Below are 21,157 nucleotides of genomic sequence, written 5' to 3'. Positions count from 1 at the left end.
GTGCCCGGCACCGCCGGGCACGTGCGGTCACCCCGCCGGTCCCGGCGCGTACGGGGACCCCACGGACGGCACGACGACGCCGCGGACGGCGCGCCCGCGGCACGAGGAGGAGAGCGGGCGTGGGCAGCTCGGACGCGAGGGAACGGTACGGCCCGGCACGGCCCGACGGCCCCGGGCGGCGCGGCGCCTGGGGCCTCGTCGCCGTCGTGCTCCTCCTCGGCGTCCACCTGGTGCGCGGCGGCACCGACGCGCTCCGGGCCGAGGGCCCCCCGCAGCCCCTCACCGCCGCGGCGCCCGAGGGCCCCCGCGTGGCGGCCGCCCTCGCCCCCGCCTCCGCCCCCGCGCCGCTGCCGCCCTCGACGCCGCTCCGGGTCCGGGCCCCGGCCGTCCGGATCGACGCGCCGCTCACCCGGGTCGGCCTCGATCCGGACGGCTGGATCGAGGCCCCGCCGCCCGAGGAGGACCGCCTCGCCGGCTGGTTCACCGGGGCCGTCACCCCGGGGGAGCGCGGCACCGCCGTCGTCGTCGGCCACGTCGACGTCCCCGGCGGACGGGCCGTCTTCTACGACCTCGGCGCCCTCCGCACCGGGCACCGCGTGGAGATCGCGCGCCGCGACGGCCGTACCGCGGTCTTCACCGTCCACGGCGTCGAGGTCGTCCCCAAGGAGGGCTTCCCCGCCGAGCGCGTCTACGGCGACTCCGGCGTGCCCGAACTGCGCCTCATCACCTGCGGCGGCGCGTTCACCGAGGAGAACGGCTACGCCGGCAACGTGGTGGTGTCGGCCCGCCTGACCGAGGTCCGCTGACCGCTCGCCCGCACGGGCTCCCTTCCGGCGGGCGCGCCCTCCGCCCGCCTCCGACGCGAGCCGGACGCCCCTTCGCCCGCGCCCGACCCCGCCTTTGTCCTCGATCGGGAAGAAGTCGGAGCGGATTCCTGCGCAACTTCTTCCCACTCCGGTACGCCGCTGCTACGTTCCCCTCGAAAGCACGACGACGAGCGGGTACGAGAGGGAGGGGCGCGTGAGACGCATGACGGCACGACCTGCCAACCGGCATCAGGCGCGGCTCCTCAGACTGCTGCGCGACGGAGGACCCAACTCCCGTGCCCAGCTGGGGGACCAGATCGATCTCTCCCGCTCCAAGCTCGCCGTCGAGGTCGACCGGCTCCTGGAGACCGGTCTCGTCGTCGCCGACGGCTTCGCCGCCTCCCGGGGCGGCCGCCGTTCGCACAACATCCGGCTCGCGCCCGAACTCCGCTTCCTCGGCATCGACATCGGCGCCACCTCCATCGACGTCGCCGTCACCAACGCCGAGTTGGAGGTGCTCGGGCACCTCAACCACCCCATGGACGTCCGCGAGGGCCCCGTCGCCGTCTTCGAGCAGGCCCTGTCGATGGCGGCGAAACTCCGCTCCACCGGACTCGCCGAAGGCTTCGACGGCGCCGGCATCGGCGTCCCCGGCCCCGTCCGCTTCCCCGAGGGCGTCCCCGTCGCACCGCCGATCATGCCCGGCTGGGACGGCTTCCCCGTACGGGAGGCGCTCAGCCAGGAACTCGGCTGCCCCGTCATGGTCGACAACGACGTGAACCTTATGGCCATGGGGGAGCAGCACGCCGGTGTCGCCCGCTCCGTCGGCGACTTCCTCTGCGTCAAGATCGGCACCGGCATCGGCTGCGGCATCGTCGTCGGCGGCGAGGTCTACCGCGGTACGACGGGCAGCGCCGGCGACATCGGCCACATCCAGGTCGAACCCGACGGCCGGCCCTGCGCCTGCGGCAACAACGGCTGCCTGGAGGCCCACTTCAGCGGCGCCGCCCTGGCCAGGGACGCCGAGGACGCGGCCCGCGGCGGCAGGTCGGAGGAGCTCGCCGTCCGGCTCGCGGCGGCCGGCCACCTCACCGCCGTCGACGTCGCCGCGGCCGCGGCCGCCGGAGACGCCACCGCACTCGCCCTCATCCGCGAGGGCGGCAACCGGGTCGGGCAGGTCATCGCCGGACTCGTCAGCTTCTTCAATCCCGGTCTGGTGGTGATCGGGGGCGGTGTGACCGGCCTCGGCCACAACCTCCTCGCCAGCGTCCGCACCCAGGTCTACCGGCAGTCCCTGCCGCTGGCCACCGGCAACCTGCCCATCGTCCTCGGCGAACTGGGCCAGACGGCCGGGGTGACGGGCGCGGCCCGCCTCATCAGCGACCACCTCTTCTCGCCGGCGTAACCGCGTCCGACCGGCACCAGGCCCACCCCCGTCCCCGTCCGCCCCCGGGGCGCCAGGAGGCGGACGGACGGCACCCCCGCCGCCCCCCCCTGCGCCCCGCCACACCTCCGCACCCCCGCACACCCGCCCCGCCAGCCCCCGCCACGGCCGCACCCGGGCCCCGTCCCGCACCCGCAGGACCCACCCAGCCCCGTACCTGCAGGACCCGCCCAGCCCCGCACCCGCACGGCCCGCGCCGCACCCCCACGCGCCCCCGCCCACCCGCACCCCGCCGGACGGCCACCCGCACTCGCCGAGGGGATCTCCGCCATGCCCGAACACCCACTGTCCCTCCTCACCATGTCCGGAATCACCAAGTCGTTCCCCGGCGTCCGCGCCCTCGACGGCGTCGACCTCGACGTCCTGCCCGGCGAGGTGCACTGCCTCCTCGGCCAGAACGGCGCCGGCAAGTCCACCCTCATCAAGGTCCTCGCCGGCGCCCACCAGCCCGACGAGGGCCACATCACCTGGAACGGCGACCCCGTACGGCTCCGCTCCCCGAGCGCAGCCGTCCGCCTCGGCATCGCCACCATCTACCAGGAACTCGACCTCGTCGAAGGCCTCTCCGTCGCCGAGAACGTCCACCTCGGCCACGAACCCACCACCGCGGGCTTCGTCAGGGGCCGCGCGGCACGGGAGACCGCCGCAGCCCTCCTCGAACGCCTCGGCCACCCGGAGATCGACCCCGCCCGCCGCGTCGGCGAACTCTCCGCCGCCCAGCAGCAGATCGTCTCCATGGCCCGCGCCCTCTCGCACGAGGTCCGCCTCATCGTCATGGACGAACCCTCCGCCGCACTCGACCCCGACGAGGTCGCCAACCTCTTCCGGATCGTCGCGGACCTCACCGCCGCGGGCGTCGCCGTCGTCTACATCTCCCACCGCCTGGAGGAGATCCGCCGCATCGGCGACCGCGTCACCGTCCTCAAGGACGGGCGCGCCGTCGCCCGCGGACTGCCCGCCGCGACCACCCCCACCCGCGAGGTCGTCGCCCTCATGACCGGCCGGGACGTCCCGTACGTGTTCCCCGAGCGGCCCGACCGGCCGCCCACGGGCGAACCCGTCCTCCGCGTCCAGGGACTCGCCAGGAAAGGGGAGTTCGAGGCCCTCGACCTCGAACTCCGCCCCGGCGAGATCGTCGGCCTCGCCGGACTCGTCGGCTCGGGCCGCTCCGAGATCCTGGAGACCGTCTACGGAGCACGCAAACCCACCGCCGGCCGGGTGACCGTCGACGGACGGCCCCTGCGCCCCGGCAGCGTCCGCGCCGCCGTCACCGCCGGACTCGGCCTCGCCCCCGAGGAACGCAAGGCCCAGGGCCTGCTCCTCCTCGAATCCGTCACCCGCAACGTCTCCGTCTCCTCCCTCTCCCGCTTCTCCCGGGCCGGCTGGATCGACCGCGCCACCGAACGCGAGACCGCGAGGAACGCCACCCGCACCCTCTCGCTGCGCCCCGACCTCCCGGACGCCCCGGTCCGGACCCTGTCCGGCGGCAACCAGCAGAAGGCGGTCCTCGCCCGCTGGCTCCTCCGGGGCTGCCGCGTCCTCCTCCTCGACGAACCCACCCGCGGTGTCGACGTCGGCGCCCGCGCCGAGCTGTACGCCGTCATCCGGGGGCTCGCCGACGACGGCCTCGCCGTCCTCCTCGTCTCCAGCGAGGTCCCCGAGGTCCTCGGCCTCGCCGACCGCGTCCTGGTCCTCCGCGAAGGCCGGGTCGTCCACCGGGCCCCCGCCCGCGACCTCGACGAACACCGCGTACTCGACCTCGTGATGGAAGGGAGCCCAGCGGAATGACACTCACCACCCCGGCCAAGGCACCACCGGGCGAGAGCCGTTGGCGCACGCTCGGCCTCCGGGCCGACGTCCGCAACCTCTCGCTCCTCGGCGTACTCGCCGCACTCGTCGTCGTCGGCGGCCTCACCCGGCCCGCCGAGTTCCTCGCCACCTCCAACCTCCAACTCGTCCTCACCCAGGCCTCCGTGATCGGCGTCGTCACCGTCGGCATGACCTTCGTCATCACCAGCGGCGGCATCGACCTCTCCGTCGGCGCGATCGTCGCCCTCGCCTCCGTCTGGGCCACCACCCTCGCCACCCAGGAGTTCGGCTTCGCCGGGATCCTCTTCACGGCCGTCGCCGTCGGTCTCGGCTGCGGCCTCGTCAACGGCGTCCTCGTCGCCTACGGCGGCATGGTCCCCTTCATCGCCACCCTCGCCATGCTGGCCTCGGCCCGCGGCCTCGCCCTCCAGATCACCGACGGCAAGACGCAGATCGTCACCGTCCCCTCCGTCCTCGACCTCGGCCTCCCCGACGCCTACGTCCTCGGGATCCCGCCCCTCGTCCTCGTCTTCGCGGCCGTCACCGCCGCCGGCTGGCTCCTCCTCAACCGCACCACCTTCGGCCGCCGCACCCTCGCCGTCGGCGGCAACCCGGAGGCCGCCCGCCTCGCCGGCATCGACGTACGCCGCCAGCGCCTCTACCTCTACCTGCTCTCCGGACTGTGCTGCGGCATCGCCGCCTTCCTGCTCGTCGTCCTCGCCGGCTCCGGGCAGAACACCAACGGCAACCTGTACGAACTCGACGCCATCGCCGCCGCCATCATCGGCGGCACCCTCCTCAGCGGCGGCCGCGGCACCATCGTCGGCTCCGTCCTCGGCGTCCTCGTCTTCACCACGATCACCAACATCTTCGCCCTCAACAACCTGCAGAGCGACGTCCAGCAGATCGCCAAGGGCGCCATCATCGTCGCCGCCGTCCTGCTCCAGCGCCGCACGGTCCGCGACGGGACCTGACCGGACACCCGTCGCCCCGCACCACCACCGCCCCTCCACCCCACCCGCTCGGAAGGGATCCACCGCCATGCCCGAAACCAGCCGCAGACACCTCCTCCTCGGCGGCGCGGCCGTCTCCGCCGGCGCCCTGCTCACGGCCTGTACGAGCAACGAGCCGAAGAACCAGTCGCCGGTCGGCAGCGCCGCGCCCGCCGCCGACGACAAACCCGGCACCCCCGTCACCATCGGCTTCGCCGGCCCGCAGGCCGACCACGGCTGGCTCAACGCCATCAACGACAACGCCGAACGGCGCGCGAAGAAGTACTCCGACGTCACCCTGGAGATCACCGAGGGCTCCAACGACACCGCCACCCAGATCGGCCAGGTCCAGACCCTCATCAACAAGAAGGTCGACGTCCTCGTCATCCTCCCCGCCGACGGCAAGGCCCTCACCCAGATCGGCCTCCAGGCCATGAAGGCCGGCATCCCCGTCATCAACCTCGACCGGATCTTCGCCTCCCCGCAGGCCTACCGCTGCTGGATCGGCGGCGACAACTACGGCATGGGTCTCAACGCCGGCAACTTCATCGGCGAACGACTCAAGGACAAGCCGAACGCCACCGTCGTCGAACTCGCCGGCATGGACAGCCTCGAACTCACCAAGCAGCGCACCCAGGGCTTCGACGACGCCCTCAAGAACTACCCCAACATCCGCAAGGTCGCCCGCCAGGCCGCCGACTTCACCGTCGAGTCGGGACAGGCCAAGATGGCCCAGCTCCTCCAGGCCCAGCCGAAGTTCGACGCCCTGTGGAACCACGACGACGACCAGGGCGTGGGCGCCCTGCGGGCCGTCGCCCAGGCCGGCCGCAAGGACTTCCTCATGGTCGGCGGCGCCGGCGCCAAGGCCGCCATGGACGCCATCAAGGCCGACACCGGCGTCCTCAAGGCCACCGTCCTCTACCCGCCCACCATGGCCGCCTCCGCGATCGACCTCGCCCGCGCCCTCGGCCAGAACAAGGGCGTCGGCGGCATGTCCGAACTGGAGATCCCCGCCTCCATCACCCTCTACTCGGCCGTCGTCACCAAGGAGAACGTCGACGAGTACCTGCCCACCGGCTTCAGCTGACCGGCCGGGCCGCCGGGTCGGCCGGCCCGCACCGCGGCCGCCCGGCCGGACCGGCACCCCGGCGGCCCGACCGCCCCCGGGGAGCAGCAACCCGCCGCACCACGAAACGGAGGAACCGCATGGAACAGACGGAGAGCGAGGCCGCACCGCCGACGCTCGGCATCGGCATGGTCGGCTACGCCTTCATGGGCGCCGCCCACTCGCAGGGCTGGCGCACCGCGGGCCGGGTCTTCGACCTGCCGCTGCGCCCCGTCCTCGCCGCCGTCGCCGGCCGCGACGCCACCGCCGTCCGGGCCGCCGCCCGACGGCACGGCTGGGCCGCCGCCGAAACGGACTGGCGGGCCCTCGTCGCCCGCGACGACGTCCAGCTCGTCGACGTCTGCACCCCCGGCGACAGCCATGCGGAGATCGCCGTCGCCGCCCTGGAGGCCGGCAAGCACGTGCTGTGCGAGAAGCCGCTCGCCAACTCGGTCGCCGAGGCCGAGACCATGGCGGCCGCCGCCGAGGCCGCCGCCGCCCGCGGCCAGATCGCCATGGTCGGCTTCAACTACCGCCGGGTGCCCGCCCTCGCGTACGCCCGTCAGCTCGTGGCGGACGGCCGCCTCGGGGCCCTGCGGCACCTCCGCGTCACCTACCTCCAGGACTGGCTCGTCGACCCGGCCTTCCCGCTCACCTGGCGGCTGGAACGCGAACACGCCGGCTCCGGCGCGCTCGGAGACCTCGGGGCGCACGCCGTCGACCTCGCCCAGTACCTGGCGGGCGAGCCGCTCGTCGGCGTGTCCGCCCTCACCGAGACCTTCGTGCGGAAGCGCCCGCTGCTCGCGGGGGTGGCCGCGGGCGGGCTCGCCGGGGGAGCGGGATCGGAGGCCTACGGTCAGGTGACCGTCGACGACGCGGCCCTGTTCACCGGGCGCCTCGCCTCCGGGGCGCTCGCCTCCTTCGAGGCCACCCGGATGGCCGCGGGCCGCAAGAACGCCCTGCGGCTCGAACTCAACGGGGAGCGCGGCTCGCTCGCCTTCGACCTGGAGCGGCTCAACGAACTGTCCTTCCACGACCACACCGAGCCCGCGGTGTCGGCGGGCTTCCGCCGCATCCTGGTGACCGAACCCGCCCACCCCTATCTGGAGGGCTGGTGGCCGCCCGGGCACGCGCTGGGGTACGAGCACACCTTCGCGCACCAGGCCCGCGACCTGGTCCACGCCGTCGCGAGCGGCATCGCCCCGGCGCCCTCCTTCGCCGACGGCCTCCAGGTCCAGCGGGTCCTGGCGGCGGTGGAGGAGAGCGCCCGGAGCAACGCGGTCTACACCCCGGTCGGCGTCGCGGTCCGTTCCGCGCCCCGGGGTGCCACCGCCCCGTCCGACGACATGCCCGCCGATCCGTCCCTGCCGCGCTAGGAGGCGCCCGACCGTGTCACGACCCTTCACGCTGTTCACCGGCCAGTGGGCCGACCTGCCCCTGGAGGAGGTCTGCCGGCTCGCCCGGGACTTCGGCTACGACGGCCTCGAACTCGCCTGCTGGGGCGACCACTTCGAGGTCGACAAGGCCCTGGCGGATCCCGCGTACGTCAAGGGCAGGCGGGATCTGCTCGACGCGTACGGACTGAAGTGCTGGGCGATCTCCAACCATCTGGTGGGGCAGGCGGTCTGCGACCACCCGATCGACGAGCGCCACCAGGCGATCGTGCCCGCCCGGATCTGGGGCGACGGCGACGCCGAGGGGGTGCGGCGACGGGCCGCCCGCGAACTCGCCGACACCGCGCGGGCGGCGGCCGCGCTCGGCGTCGACACCGTCATCGGCTTCACCGGCTCCTCCATCTGGCACCTGGTGGCGATGTTCCCGCCGGTCCCCGAGCGGATGGTCGAGCGCGGCTTCGAGGACTTCGCGGAGCGGTGGAACCCGATCCTCGACGTCTTCGACGCCGAGGGCGTCCGCTTCGCCCACGAGGTCCACCCCAGCGAGATCGCCTACGACTACTGGACCACCCAGCGGGCCCTGGACGCCGTCGACCAGCGCCCGGCCTTCGGGCTCAACTTCGACCCCAGCCACTTCGTGTGGCAGGACCTCGACCCGGTCGGCTTCCTGTGGGACTTCCGTGATCGGATCTACCACGTGGACTGCAAGGAGGCCCGCCGCCGGCTCGACGGTCGCAACGGCCGGCTCGGCTCCCACCTGCCCTGGGGCGACCCGCGGCGCGGCTGGGACTTCGTCTCCGCGGGCCACGGCGACGTGCCCTGGGAGGACGTCTTCCGGATGCTCCGGTCCATCGGCTACGCGGGTCCCGTGTCCGTGGAGTGGGAGGACGCCGGCATGGACCGGCTGACCGGCGCACCCGAGGCGCTGTCCTTCCTGAAGCGGTACGACTTCGACCCCCCGGCGACCTCCTTCGACGCCGCCTTCGGGAGCGCCGACTGACGTGAACGCGCGGGTCCGTGCCCGGCGGCGAGGTGCCGCCGGGCCGGTCAGCGCTGCCCTCGGGAGCCTTTGTCCTCTCGCGGGGAAAAGTTCGACCGCACCGGTGCGCAAGGGCTTTCCGTGCTGGACGAACCCGGCTACGGTCCCTGATGTGTACATGACGTAACAGCGTGATGTGACCAGCGTGACGGCGCACGCCGGTCCCCGGACCACCCGCACACCCGGCCCGAATCCGGAGGACACCCGTGCACAGAAAACGACTCCGCCCCAGGACGTCGCTCGCCCTGCTCACCGTCGGACTGCTCGCCCTCGGCACCCCCCAGGGCCTCGCCGCCGAACCCGAGACCCCGAACACCCCCACCACCGCGACAGCCGCGGCCGCCGAGGAGTTCCAGCAGATCACCCTCGCCAAGGGCGGCGAGGAGGTCGGCGAACCCATGTCCCTCGCCGTCCTCCCGGACCGCAGCGTCCTCCACACCTCCCGCAACGGCGAACTCCGCCGCACCGACGCCGCCGGCAACACCACCGTCATCGGCACCGTCCCCGTCTACTCCCACGACGAGGAGGGCCTCCAGGGCATCGGCCTCGACCCGGACTTCGCCCAGAACAAGGCCCTCTACCTCTACTACGCCCCGCCCCTCGACACCCCCGCCGGGGACGCCCCCGAGAACGGCACCGCCGCCGACTTCGCCAAGTACGACGGCGTCAACCGCCTCTCCCGCTTCACGCTGAAGGCCGACGGCACCCTCGACAACGCCAGCGAGAAGAAGGTCATCGACATCCCCGCCACCCGCGGCATCTGCTGCCACGTCGGCGGCGACATCGACTTCGACGCCCAGGGGAACCTCTACCTCTCCACCGGCGACGACTCCAACCCCTTCGCCTCCGACGGCTTCACCCCCATCGACGAACGCCCCGGCCGCAACCCCGCCTTCGACGCCCGCCGCACCTCCGGCAACACCAACGACCTCCGCGGCAAGATCCTCCGCATCAAGGTCGCCGACGACGGCACCTACACCGTCCCCGACGGCAACCTCTTCGCCCCCGGCACCGCCAGGACCCGGCCCGAGATCTACGCCATGGGCTTCCGCAACCCCTTCCGCTTCAGCGTCGACAAGACCACCGGCATCCTCTACGTCGGCGACTACGGCCCCGACGCCGGCGCCGCCGACCCCGGCCGCGGACCCGCCGGACAGGTCGAGTTCGCCCGCGTCACCCGCCCCGGCAACTTCGGCTGGCCCTTCTGCACCGGCGACAACGACCCCTACGTCGCCTACGACTTCGCCACCAAGACCTCCGGCGCCCCCTACGACTGCGCCGCCCTCCGCAACGACTCCCCGTACAACACCGGACTCGTCGACCTGCCGCCCGCCGAACCCGCCTGGATCCCCTACGACGGCGGCTCCGTACCCGAGTTCGGCACCGGATCCGAATCCCCCATGGGCGGCCCCGTCTACCGTTACGACCCCGCCAACACCTCACCGGTCAAGTTCCCCGAGGCCTACGACGGAGACTTCTTCGCCGGCGAGTTCGGCCGCCGCTGGATCAAACGCATCGACCAGGACGCCGACGGCACCGTCGCCTCCATCGACGACGTCCCCTGGACCGGCACCCAGATCATGGACATGGCCTTCGGCCCCGACGGAGCCCTCTACGTCCTCGACTACGGCACCGCCTGGTTCGGCGGCGACCACAACTCCGGCCTCTACCGCATCGAGAACGCCACCGGCGGCCGGTCACCCGTCGCCCAGGCCACCGTGAACAAGACCTCCGGCACCGCCCCCCTCAGGGTCGCCTTCTCCTCCGCGGGCACCACCGACGGCGACGGCGACGCCCTCACCTACACCTGGGACTTCGGCGACGGCGGCACCTCCACGGCCGCCGACCCCACCCACAGCTACCGCAAGAACGGCACCTACACCGCCACCGTCACCGCCGAGGACACCACCGGCCGCACCGGCTCCGCCTCCGTCCGCGTCGTCGTCGGCAACACCGCCCCCAAGGTCACCCTCGAACTCCCCACGGAAGGAGCCCTCTTCTCCTTCGGCGACGACATCCCCTTCACCGTCAAGGTCAGCGACCCCGAAGACGGCCCCATCGACTGCACCAAGGTGAAGGTCACCTACGTCCTCGGCCACGACAGCCACGGCCACCCCGTCACCACCGCCAACGGCTGCACCGGCACCATCAAGACCTCCGCCGACGGCGGCCACGACGACGACGCCAACATCTTCGCCGTCTTCGACGCCGAGTACACCGACGCCGGAGCCGGCGGCCAAGCCCCCCTCACCACCCACGACCAGGCCAAACTCCAGCCCCGCCACCGCCAGGCCGAACACTTCGACACCCAGAGCGGCGTCAACCTCTTCGACAAGACCCAGGCCAACGGCGGTCGCACCGTCGGCGACATCAACGACGGCGACTGGATCGCCTTCACGCCCTACAACGTCACCGGAGCCACCAAGCTCACCGCCCGCATCTCCTCCGGCGGCAACGGCGGCTTCCTCGAAGTCCGCACCGGCTCACCCACCGGACCCCTCCACGGCTCCACACCCGTCCCCGTCACCGGAAGCTGGGAGACCTTCCAGAACGTCGACGTCCCGCTGCGGAACCTGCCCCGCAGGACCACCGAACTCTTCCTCGTCTTCAAGGGCGGCACCGGCGCCCTCTACGACCTCGACGACTTCACCTTCTCCAGCACCCCCGCGAACCGCGACGCCAAACGCGTCCTGGTCTTCTCCAGGACTGCCGGCTTCCGCCACGACTCCATCGGCACCGGAGTCACCGCCCTCACGGAACTCGGCGCAGCCCACGGCATCACCGTCGACCACACCGAGGAACCCCGCCAGTTCACCCCCGACAACCTTGCCCGCTACGACGCCGTCGTCTTCCTCTCCACCACCGGCGACGTCCTCGACACCGCACAGCAGACCGCCTTCGAGAACTACGTCTCCACCGGCGGCGGATACATGGGCGTCCACGCCGCCGCCGACACCGAATACGACTGGTCCTTCTACGGCGGACTCGTCGGCGCCTACTTCCAGTCCCACCCCCAGATCCAGCCCGCCACCGTCCGCGCCGAGGACCACACCCACCCCGCCACCGCCCACCTCGACGGCCCCTGGCAGCGCACCGACGAGTGGTACAACTACCGCACCAACCCCCGCGGCCAGGCCCGCGTCCTCGCCACCCTCGACGAGACCACCTACCAGGGCGGCACCATGAAGGGCGACCACCCCATCGCCTGGTGCCAGACCTACGGCGGCGGCCGCTCCTTCTACACCGGAGGCGGCCACACCAAGGAGTCCTACGCCGAACCCGCCTTCCGCCAGCACCTGCTGGGCGGCCTCCGCTACGCCACCGGCCAGGTCACGGCCGACTGCCGACCCCAGACCGGCCACCGCGACCTCTTCAACGGCGAGACCCACGAAGGCTGGAAGCAGGCCGGACCCGGCGGCTTCGACATCGCCGACCGCGCACTCCACTCCACCGGCGGCATGGGCATGCTCTGGTACCAGGCCAAGGAACTCCACTCCTACTCCCTCACCCTCGACTGGAAACTCACCGGCGACTCCAACTCCGGCGTCTTCGTCGGCTTCCCCGCGAGCGACGACCCCTGGTCCGCCGTGAACAAGGGCTACGAGATCCAGATCGACGCCACCGACGCCCCCGACCGCACCACCGGAGCCGTCTACGGCTTCAAGTCCGCCCACCTCAAGGCCCGCGACCTGGCCCTCAGGCCGCCCGGCCAGTGGAACACCTACGAGATCCGCGTCCAGGGCGAACGCCTCCAGGTCTTCCTCAACGGCACCAAGATCAACGACTTCACCAACACCGACCCCGCCCGCAGCCTCACCGACGGCCACATCGGCATCCAGAACCACGGAGCCACCGACGAGGCCGCGTTCCGCAACATCCGCCTGAAGGAACTCCCCTCCTGACGGGCCGGCCGCCGCGGCGGCCCTGACCGACCCTCACCGGCCTCCGCGACACACCCCCGCGGAAGCCCACCCGACGACGGTGGGCGGGGCGGCGCCGTACCCCCCGCCCACCGTCACCCACCCCACCAGCCCACCGCACAACCTGCACCGCACCGCCACCACCGCACCGCCTTCACCGCACCACCCCTTCTTTCCGCTGGACGAGCAGGGAGGCCGACGCCATGACCCACGCACCCCGGACCGGAATCTGGCTCATAGGCGCGAGAGGCTCCGTCGCCACCACCACCATGGCCGGCTGCGCCGCCCTCGTCGCAGGACTCCACCCACCCACCGGCATGGCCACCGAGACCCCCGCCCTCGCCGGCGCCGGCCTGCCCCCGCTCGACTCCCTCGTCTTCGGCGGACACGACACCACCGACTGCCCCCTCCCCAAACGGGCCGAACAGCTCACCACCGCCGGAGTCCTCCCGTACGGCCTCACCCGGACCGTCACCCGCGAACTGGAGACCGCCGACCGCGAGATCCGCCCCGGCGGCCCCGCCCCCGGCGACACCCGCACCACCGAGGAACTCGTCACCGCCTTCACCCGCGACCTGACGGACTTCCGGCGACGCTGTGGCCTGGACCGCGTCGTGGTCGTCAATGTGGCATCCACGGAGCCGGCGTCGGGGGGCGTCGGGCTCCCACCCAGCACCCTGTACGCGGCCGCCGCCCTGCGCGCGGGGTGCCCGTACGTCAACTTCACCCCGTCCACCGGACTGCGGCACCCCGCCCTCGCGGCCCCGCTCGCCGCGAGCGGACTGCCCCACGCGGGCCGGGACGGCAAGACCGGCCAGACCCTGCTCCGCGCCGTACTGGCCCCGATGTTCCACCAGCGCGCCCTGACCGTACGCGCCTGGTCCGGAAGCAACCTCCTCGGCGGCGGCGACGGAGCCGCCCTCGCCGACCCGGCCGCCGCCGCGGCCAAGAACGCCGGCAAGGAACGCGTCCTCACCGACACGCTCGGCCCCGGCGTCGAAGGCCAGGTCCACATCGACGACGTCCCCGCCCTGGGGGAGTGGAAGACCGCCTGGGACCACATCGCCTTCGACGGCTTCCTCGGCACCCGCATGATCCTCCAGACCCTCTGGCAGGGCTGCGACTCCGCCCTCGCGGCCCCCCTCGTCCTCGACCTCGCGCGCCTCACGGCCCGCGCGCACGAGCAGGGCCGCACCGGACCCCTGGAAGACCTCGCCTTCTACTTCAAGGACCCCGAAGGCACCCCGCCGGCCTCCCTGGCGGACCAGTACGACCGCCTCCTGACCTTCGGCCGCTCCCTGGCCGACCACCCGGAGCCGCGTGCCCCGGGCACGGCGGGCCGGGGGACGGACCCCGCCACCGGTACGGGCAGAAGCACGGACACCGCCACGGGTACGGCCAGGAGTACGGCAACGGGGACGGCCCGATGACCCGGCGCCGTACCGGCCGGGGACGGGCCTGGGCGGAACTCCTCCGCGTGTCGGCGCTGCTCTCGGTGCCCGGCGACGCCCTGGCGGGCGCGGCGGCGGCCGGGGCCCGCCCCGGCCGGGGGACGCTCTGCGCCCTCGGCGCCTCGCTCTGCCTGTACGAGGCGGGCATGGCCCTCAACGACTGGGCCGACCGCACCGAGGACTCCGTCGAACGCCCCCACCGTCCGCTCCCCTCCGGCCGCGTCGCCCCCGGCGCCGCCCTCGCCGCCTCCGCGGCCCTGACGGCCGCGGGCCTGGTCCTGGCCTCCCGCGCGGGCCGCCCGTCCCTCGCGGTCGCCACCGCCCTCGCCGGCACGGTCTGGGCCTACGACCTCCGCCTGAAGCACACCCCGGCCGGCCCCGGAGCCATGGCCACGGCCCGCGCGCTCGACCTGCTCCTGGGAGCCACGGCCTCGACCCGGGGGAGGGACACCCCTACCCGAGCCGCCCTCGACGCCCTCCCGTCCGCCGCCCTCCTCGGGGCGCACACCTACGCCGTCACCGCCGTCTCCCGCCACGAGACCCGGGGCGGCTCGACCCGCACCCCGCTCGCCGCGCTGGCCGTCACCCTGGCGGTGGCCGCCGCGGCGTCGGGAGGCCCGAGAGGTCCGCGGCCGGACACCGCCCGCCTCCGCCCGCTCCTCGCCCTGGCCTACGCCCGCACCCCGGCCCCGCTCCTCCTCCACGCCGCGCTCAACCCGTCCGCCGCCCTCACCGAGCGGGCCGTCGGCGGCGGGATCCGGGCGACCATCCCGCTCCAGGCCGCGCTCGCGGCACGCTCCGGGGCGCCCGCGACCGCGCTGGCGCTCCTCGGCCTGGTCCCGGCCGCCCGCGCCCTCGCCCGGAAGGTGAGCCCCACATGACCCCCGCCTCCTCCCCGCCCGCCGCGGGCCGGCCGCGGTTCGGTTACGGCACCAACGGCCTCACCGACCTGCGGCTCGACGACGCTCTCGGGCTGCTCGCCGACCTCGGCTACGACGGCGTCGGGCTGACCCTCGACCACATGCACCTCGACCCCCTCGCCCCCGACCTGGCCGCCCGTACCGCCCGGGTCGCCCGCCGCCTCGGCGAGCTGGGACTCGGCGCGACCGTCGAGACCGGCGGCCGCTACGTCCTCGACCCGCGGCGCAAGCACGGCCCGTCCCTGCTCGACCCGGACGCCGGCGGCCGGGCCGCCCGCGTCGGGCTCCTCCTGCGGGCCGTCCGGGTCGCGTCCGACCTCGGCGCGCACGCCGTGCACTGCTTCAGCGGAGTCCTCCCCGCCGACACCCCGCCGGACGAGGCCTGGAAACGGCTCGCCTCCTCCCTCGCCCCCGTCCTCGAAGCCGCCGAGGCCGCCCGTGTCCCCCTGGCCGTCGAACCCGAACCCGGCCACCTCCTCGCCACCCTCGACGACTTCCACCACCTGCGCGGACTCCTCGGCGATCCGGCACCCGCCGTCCTCGGCCTCACCCTCGACATCGGCCACTGCCAGTGCCTCGAACCCCTCCCTCCCGCCGACTGCCTCCGCGCCGCCGCTCCCTGGGTGCACCACCTCCAGATCGAGGACATGCGCCGGGGAGTCCACGAACACCTGCCCCTCGGCGACGGCGAGATCGACTTCCCGCCGGTGCTCGCCGCCCTCGCCGAACTCACCGCCGCCGGCTACCCCGGACTGACCGTCGTCGAGCTGCCCCGCCACTCCCACGCGGGACCCGACCTCGCCCGCAGCTCCCTCTCCTTCCTGCGCCGGAAGGCCCCCGCATGCTGACCGCCACCGCCCGCGCCTGGCTGGACACCGCCCTCGCCGAAGCCGAGGCCCATACCCCCGGCTGGGAGGAGCACTTCGTCACCGCCGGCCGGCACTGCGGGCGCGCGCACGCCGACGAGGCCCGCACCCGCCTCCTCCGGGCCGCCGCAGCCGACCCCGCCACCCTCACCCGCCTCTACCGGCACGGCGCCGCCGCCGAGCGCCGCGCCGTGCTGCTCGCCCTCCCCGCCCTCGTCACCGGCCCCGAGGCCGTCCCCCTCATCGAGGACGCCCTCCGCACACACGACACCTCCCTGATCGCCGCCGCCGTCGGCCCCTACGCCGCCGCACACCTCACCCCCCACGCCTGGCGGCACGCCCTCCTCAAGTGCCTCTTCACCGAGGTCCCCGTCACCGCCGTCGCCGGACTCGCCGAACGCGCCGCCGGCGACGCCGAACTCGTCCGGATGCTCGCCGACCACGCCGCCGAACGAACCGCGGCCGGCCGCGACGTCCCCGCAGACCTCACCCGCGTCCTCGCCCTCACCGCCCCCACCGAGGAGTCCTGATGCGCATCTTCGACCCCCACATCCACATGACCTCGCGCACCACGGACGACTACCGGGCGATGTACGACGCCGGTGTCCGCGCCCTCGTCGAGCCGTCGTTCTGGCTCGGCCAGCCGCGCACCTCGCCCGCCTCCTTCCGCGACTACTTCGACGCCCTCCTCGGCTGGGAGCCCTTCCGCGCCGCCCAGTACGGCATCGCCCACCACTGCGCCCTCGCCCTCAACCCGAAGGAGGCCAACGACCCCCGCTGCGCACCCGTCCTCGACGACCTGCCGCGCTATCTCGCCAAGGACGGCGTCGTCGCCGTCGGCGAGATCGGCTACGACTCCCTGACACCCGCCGAGGACACCGCGCTCGCCACCCAGCTCCAGCTCGCCGCCTACCACGGCCTCCCGGCCCTCGTGCACACCCCGCACCGCGACAAGCTCACCGGGCTGCGCCGCACCGTCGACGTCGTGCGCGAGTCCGCGCTCGCCCCCGACCGCGTCCTCCTCGACCACCTCAACGAGACCACCGTCAAGGAGGCCGCCGACAGCGGCGCCTGGCTCGGCTTCTCCGTCTACCCCGACACCAAGATGGACGAGGACCGGACCGTCGCGCTCCTCAAGGAGTACGGAACCGACCGGATCCTGGTGAACTCCGCCGCCGACTGGGGACGCAGCGACCCCCTCAAGACCCGCGCCGTCGCCCGCGCCATGCTCGCCTCCGGCTTCACACACGACGACGTCGACCAGGTCCTCTGGCGCAACCCCGTCGCCTTCTACGGACTCAGCGGACGCCTCCACCTCGACGTCCCCACACCGCCGGACCTCCACGAGGGCAACTCCGTCCTCCGCGGCGGGGAATGAGGCCCAGCTATGCGCTTCCGGCACCCCGACGGCTCCACCGTCCACCTCGCCTACTGCACCAACGTCCACCCCGCCGAGACCCTCGACGGCGTCCTCGCCCAGCTCCGCGACCACTGCGAGCCCGTCCGCCGACGTCTCGGCCGCGACCGCCTCGGCATCGGCCTCTGGCTCGCCCGGGACGCCGCCCGCTCCCTGATCACCGACCCGGCCTCGCTCCGCGCCCTCCGCGCCGAACTCGACCGCCGGGGACTCGAAGTGGTCACCCTGAACGGCTTCCCCTACGAGGGGTTCGGCGCCGACGAGGTCAAGTACCGCGTCTACCGGCCCGACTGGACCCACCCCGACCGCCTCGCGCACACCACCGACCTCGCCCGCCTCCTCGCCGCCCTGCTCCCCGAGGACGTCACCGAAGGCTCCGTCTCCACACTGCCCCTCGCCTGGCGCACCCCCTTCGACACCGAGGCGGCCGCCATCGCCCGCGCCGCCCTGACGACCCTCGCCGGACGCCTCGACGCCCTGGAGGAGCTCACCGGCCGGAGCATCCGCATCGGCCTCGAACCCGAGCCCGGATGCGTCGTCGAGACCGTCGCCGACGCCGTCGCCGCGCTCACCACCGCACCGGACGCGCACCCGCACCCCGGCCCCGCACCCGGCCCGACGGCCGGCCCCGGCCCCCGCATCGGCGTCTGCCTCGACACCTGCCACCTCGCGACCTCCTTCGAGGACCCGCGCACCGCCCTGGACGCGCTCGCCGCCGCCGGTCTGCCCGTCCCCAAGGCGCAGCTCTCCGCCGCGCTCCACGCGGAGCAGCCGCACCTCCCGGAGGTCAGGGCCGCGCTCGCCGCCTTCGCCGAACCCCGCTTCCTCCACCAGACCCGCACCCGGACCGCCGCCGGCCTCCGCGGCACCGACGACCTCCCCGAGGCGCTCGCCGCCTCCGGACACCGGGCCACGACCGCGCACGGCCTGCCCGACGCCACCCCCTGGCGCTCTCACTTCCACGTCCCCCTGCACGCGCCGCCCGCGCCCCCGCTCACCTCCACGCTGCCCGTCCTCCAGGACGCCCTCGCCCTGCTCGTCGGCGGCCCGCACCCGGTCACCCGCCACCTGGAGGTCGAGACCTACACCTGGCAGGCCCTGCCACCCGAGAGCCGCCCCCGCACCAGGGCCCGCCTCGCCGACGGCATCGCCGCCGAACTGACCCTGGCCCGCGACCTGCTGACCGACCTCGGCCTCAAGGAACTCCCATGACCGACCCCGCGCCCACAGCACCGCCCGCACCCGCACCCACCCCTCTCCTGGTCCTCGACGTCGTCGGCCTCACCCCGCGGCTCCTGCCGCACATGCCGCACCTGGCCGCCCTCGCCCGCAGCGGCTCCCAGGCCCCGCTCTCCACCGTCCTGCCCGCCGTCACCTGCGCGGCGCAGACCACCTTCCTCACCGGCACCCTCCCCGCCGAGCACGGAATCGTCGGCAACGGCTGGTACTTCCGCGACCTCGGCGACGTCCTGCTGTGGCGCCAGCACAACGGCCTGGTCTCCGGCGACCGCCTCTGGGACGCGGCCCGCCGCAGCCACCCCGACTACACCGTCGCCAACATCTGCTGGTGGTACGCGATGGGCGCCGACACCGACATCACCGTCACCCCCCGTCCCGTCTACTACGCCGACGGACGCAAGGAACCCGACTGCTACACCCGGCCCCCGGCCCTGCACGACGAACTCACCGAGAGGTTCGGCACCTTCCCCCTCTTCCACTTCTGGGGCCCCGGCGCCGACCTCGTCTCCAGCCGCTGGATCGTCGACGCCACCCGCCACATCCTGCGCACCCGCCGCCCCGACCTCGCCCTCTGCTACGTCCCGCACCTGGACTACGACCTCCAGCGCTACGGCCCCGACGACCCGCGCTCCTTCCGGGCCGCGGCCGCGCTCGACACCGTCCTCGCGCCGCTCCTCGCGGAGGCGCGCGCCGAGGGCCGCACGGTCGTGGTGCTCTCCGAGTACGGCATCACCCGGGTCGAGCGGCCGGTCGACATCAACCGGGCCCTGCGGCGCGCCGGACTCCTGGAGGTCCACACCCAGGACGGCATGGAGTACCTGGACCCGATGGCCTCCCGGGCGTTCGCCGTCGCCGACCACCAGATCGCCCACGTCTACGTCAGGCGGCCGACCGACCTGCCGGCCGTGCGGGAGGCGCTCGCCGGGCTGCCCGGTCTGGAACGGCTCCTCGACGACGTCGGCAAGAAGGAGCACGGCCTCGACCATCCGCGCTCGGGGGAACTGGTCGCCCTGGCCGAGCCCGACGCCTGGTTCACGTACTACTACTGGCTCGACGACGCCCGTGCCCCCGACTTCGCGCAGCTGGTCGAGATCCACCGCAAACCCGGCTACGACCCCGCGGAACTCCTCATGGACCCGCTCGATCCCTACGTACGGATCAAGGCGGCCCGCGAGATCGCCCGCAAGAAGCTCGGTATGCGGTACCGGCTCGCGGTCGTCCCGCTCGATCCCTCACCGCTCCGCGGCAGCCACGGCCGCCTCCCCGCGAACGAGGACGAAGGTCCGCTCATCCTGTGCTCCACCCCCCGTGCCCTGGACGGCCGCGTCGCGGCCACCGATGTGAAGAAGCTGCTGCTCGGTCTGGCCGGGATCGCCGAGACCCCGGGCTGAACCCGCGCAGCCGGCCGGATCGGTCCGAACGCCCCGGCCCCCCGCCCTCGGAGTGCCCGGCCGGACGTCCCCGGTCGAATCCAGTGAAGCAGCCCCGACCGACAGCCAAGGAGTTGTCCACAGATGAATTTCCCTCGCCGCAACCAAGGCTCCGACGACCCCGAGCTCGGCCGGCGGCTCAGCCGCCGGAACATGCTGGGCGTCGCCGCCGGCGCGACCGCCGCCGCGCTCCTCGGCGCGGCGGCCCCCGCGGCCGCGGCCACCGCCTCCCCGGGCCCCCGCCAGGGCCACGGGCACGGCCGCCCCGTCCTGCCGCCCGGCCGCCTGGGCATCCAGCTCTACTCGCTCCGGGACAAGGTCTCGACCCTCGGTTTCGCCGCCGTCTTCGCCGAACTCCAGAAGTACGGATACGACGAGGTCGAGTACGCCGGCTACACCCAGGGATCCGCCGGCCCCATCAGCCTCTCCCAGCTCAAGCGCGTCACCCGTGACCACGGGCTGCGCCCGATCGGCAGCCACGTCGGCTACTACGCGAGCGATCCCGCCGCGTACACGTTCGCGCAGAACCTCGACCGCGTCCTCGACGACGCGGCGGCCCTCGGCCTGCCGCACATCGGCACCGCCTCGGGGCCCTGGCGCTACGGCTCGACCGTCGACGGGTGGAAGCGGTGCGCCGAGGAGTTCAACCGGTACGGCGAGGCGGCGAGGAGGCGCGGCATGAAGTTCTACCAGCACAACCACTCGGAGGAGTTCTCCTTCGCGAGCGACCGGCCCGACGTGCGCCTGTACGACGTGCTGCTCGCCGAGACCGACCCCGACCTGGTGCACCTGGAGATGGACATCTTCTGGGCGTACGTCGGCCAGTACCGCTACTCGGTCCGCCCGGACGGGACGCCCGCCCCGTTCGACCCGCTCGACTACGTCCTCGACCGGCCGGACCGCTATCCGCTGTTCCACGTCAAGGACGGCGACCGGGACGACACGGCCGTTCCCTACGGCTACCGGATGACGGACGTGGGGGACGGGGACATCGACTACCGGCGCTTCATCTCGGCGGTCAACCGCACCCGCCACGGCCGGCACGCGCACCACTGGCAGGCGGAGCACGACAACCCCGTCGACTCCCTCGCCTTCGCCCGCAAGTCCAGCGCCCACCTGCACGGGCTGCGCGAGCGCGGTCGCTGACCCCGGACCGGGGGTGCGGCACCGCCGCACCCCCCCGCCGTCCGCACTCCCCGTGAGCGGACGGCGGCGCCCCGTGCACACCGTCCCGCGATCCAACGCCCGCCCGTGGGCCGCGAGGCGGCGCCACCCCACTGACCACGGAAAACGCTGGTGAAAGCCACCTGGAACCCCTGGTAGAG

16 protein-coding genes are annotated in these 21,157 nt (G+C 73.7%); all 16 read left to right on the top strand.

Annotated features, from left to right (window positions below; translation table 11 throughout):
- Positions 1-119 precede the first annotated feature (119 nt).
- Positions 120-806 carry a class F sortase gene (locus tag ACF09E_RS10735; protein ID WP_392204818.1) on the top strand — a complete coding sequence of 229 codons (687 nt, stop codon included), beginning with the start codon at positions 120-122 and terminating at the stop codon, positions 804-806.
- 223 nt (positions 807-1,029) lie between these two features.
- Positions 1,030-2,211 (top strand): ROK family transcriptional regulator, encoded by a 1,182-nt coding sequence (locus ACF09E_RS10730; protein WP_148002998.1) that lies wholly within the window; start codon positions 1,030-1,032, stop codon positions 2,209-2,211.
- Between the two features lie 339 nt (positions 2,212-2,550).
- Positions 2,551-4,038 (top strand): sugar ABC transporter ATP-binding protein, encoded by a 1,488-nt coding sequence (locus ACF09E_RS10725; protein WP_392205015.1) that lies wholly within the window; start codon positions 2,551-2,553, stop codon positions 4,036-4,038.
- Positions 4,035-5,033, top strand: a complete 999-nt coding sequence (locus tag ACF09E_RS10720; RefSeq protein ID WP_392037813.1) for an ABC transporter permease — start codon at positions 4,035-4,037, stop codon at positions 5,031-5,033. The genes ACF09E_RS10725 and ACF09E_RS10720 overlap by 4 nt, the downstream gene beginning before the upstream one ends.
- Before the next feature lie 67 nt (positions 5,034-5,100).
- On the top strand, positions 5,101-6,138 hold the full coding sequence (locus ACF09E_RS10715; protein WP_392037815.1) for a substrate-binding domain-containing protein: 1,038 nt from the start codon (positions 5,101-5,103) through the stop codon (positions 6,136-6,138).
- A gap of 119 nt (positions 6,139-6,257) precedes the next feature.
- Positions 6,258-7,532 (top strand): Gfo/Idh/MocA family protein, encoded by a 1,275-nt coding sequence (locus tag ACF09E_RS10710; RefSeq protein WP_392204817.1) that lies wholly within the window; start codon positions 6,258-6,260, stop codon positions 7,530-7,532.
- 13 nt (positions 7,533-7,545) lie between these two features.
- Positions 7,546-8,550: a sugar phosphate isomerase/epimerase family protein gene (locus ACF09E_RS10705; protein WP_392204816.1), complete on the top strand. Its 1,005-nt coding sequence runs from the start codon at positions 7,546-7,548 to the stop codon at positions 8,548-8,550.
- Positions 8,551-8,795: 245 nt separating this feature from the next.
- Positions 8,796-12,491, top strand: a complete 3,696-nt coding sequence (locus ACF09E_RS10700; protein WP_392204815.1) for a ThuA domain-containing protein — start codon at positions 8,796-8,798, stop codon at positions 12,489-12,491.
- A gap of 221 nt (positions 12,492-12,712) precedes the next feature.
- Positions 12,713-13,939: an inositol-3-phosphate synthase gene (locus ACF09E_RS10695; protein WP_392204814.1), complete on the top strand. Its 1,227-nt coding sequence runs from the start codon at positions 12,713-12,715 to the stop codon at positions 13,937-13,939.
- On the top strand, positions 13,936-14,841 hold the full coding sequence (locus tag ACF09E_RS10690) for an SCO3242 family prenyltransferase (RefSeq protein WP_392204813.1): 906 nt from the start codon (positions 13,936-13,938) through the stop codon (positions 14,839-14,841). The genes ACF09E_RS10695 and ACF09E_RS10690 overlap by 4 nt, the downstream gene beginning before the upstream one ends.
- On the top strand, positions 14,838-15,728 hold the full coding sequence (locus ACF09E_RS10685) for a sugar phosphate isomerase/epimerase family protein (protein WP_392204812.1): 891 nt from the start codon (positions 14,838-14,840) through the stop codon (positions 15,726-15,728). Before ACF09E_RS10690 ends, ACF09E_RS10685 begins: the two co-directional genes overlap by 4 nt.
- The gene (locus ACF09E_RS10680) at positions 15,722-16,276 is read left to right on the top strand and encodes an EboA domain-containing protein (RefSeq protein ID WP_392204811.1); all 555 of its coding nucleotides are present in this window, start codon (positions 15,722-15,724) and stop codon (positions 16,274-16,276) included. The genes ACF09E_RS10685 and ACF09E_RS10680 overlap by 7 nt, the downstream gene beginning before the upstream one ends.
- Entirely contained in the window at positions 16,276-17,124 is an 849-nt protein-coding gene (locus tag ACF09E_RS10675) for a TatD family hydrolase (protein WP_392204810.1), read from the top strand. The genes ACF09E_RS10680 and ACF09E_RS10675 overlap by 1 nt, the downstream gene beginning before the upstream one ends.
- Before the next feature lie 9 nt (positions 17,125-17,133).
- Positions 17,134-18,375, top strand: a complete 1,242-nt coding sequence (gene eboE / locus ACF09E_RS10670) for a metabolite traffic protein EboE (protein WP_392204809.1) — start codon at positions 17,134-17,136, stop codon at positions 18,373-18,375.
- On the top strand, positions 18,372-19,793 hold the full coding sequence (locus tag ACF09E_RS10665) for an alkaline phosphatase family protein (RefSeq protein ID WP_392204808.1): 1,422 nt from the start codon (positions 18,372-18,374) through the stop codon (positions 19,791-19,793). Before eboE ends, ACF09E_RS10665 begins: the two co-directional genes overlap by 4 nt.
- Positions 19,794-19,916: 123 nt before the next feature.
- Positions 19,917-20,978, top strand: a complete 1,062-nt coding sequence (locus ACF09E_RS10660) for a sugar phosphate isomerase/epimerase family protein (RefSeq protein ID WP_392204807.1) — start codon at positions 19,917-19,919, stop codon at positions 20,976-20,978.
- Positions 20,979-21,157: the final 179 nt, after the last annotated feature.

Origin of the sequence: Streptomyces sp. NPDC014891, from assembly GCF_043081085.1 — a bacterium.
Lineage (GTDB): Bacteria > Actinomycetota > Actinomycetes > Streptomycetales > Streptomycetaceae > Streptomyces.
Note: the sequence above shows the minus strand (reverse complement) of the source record. Positions and strands in the feature narration are given on the sequence as shown.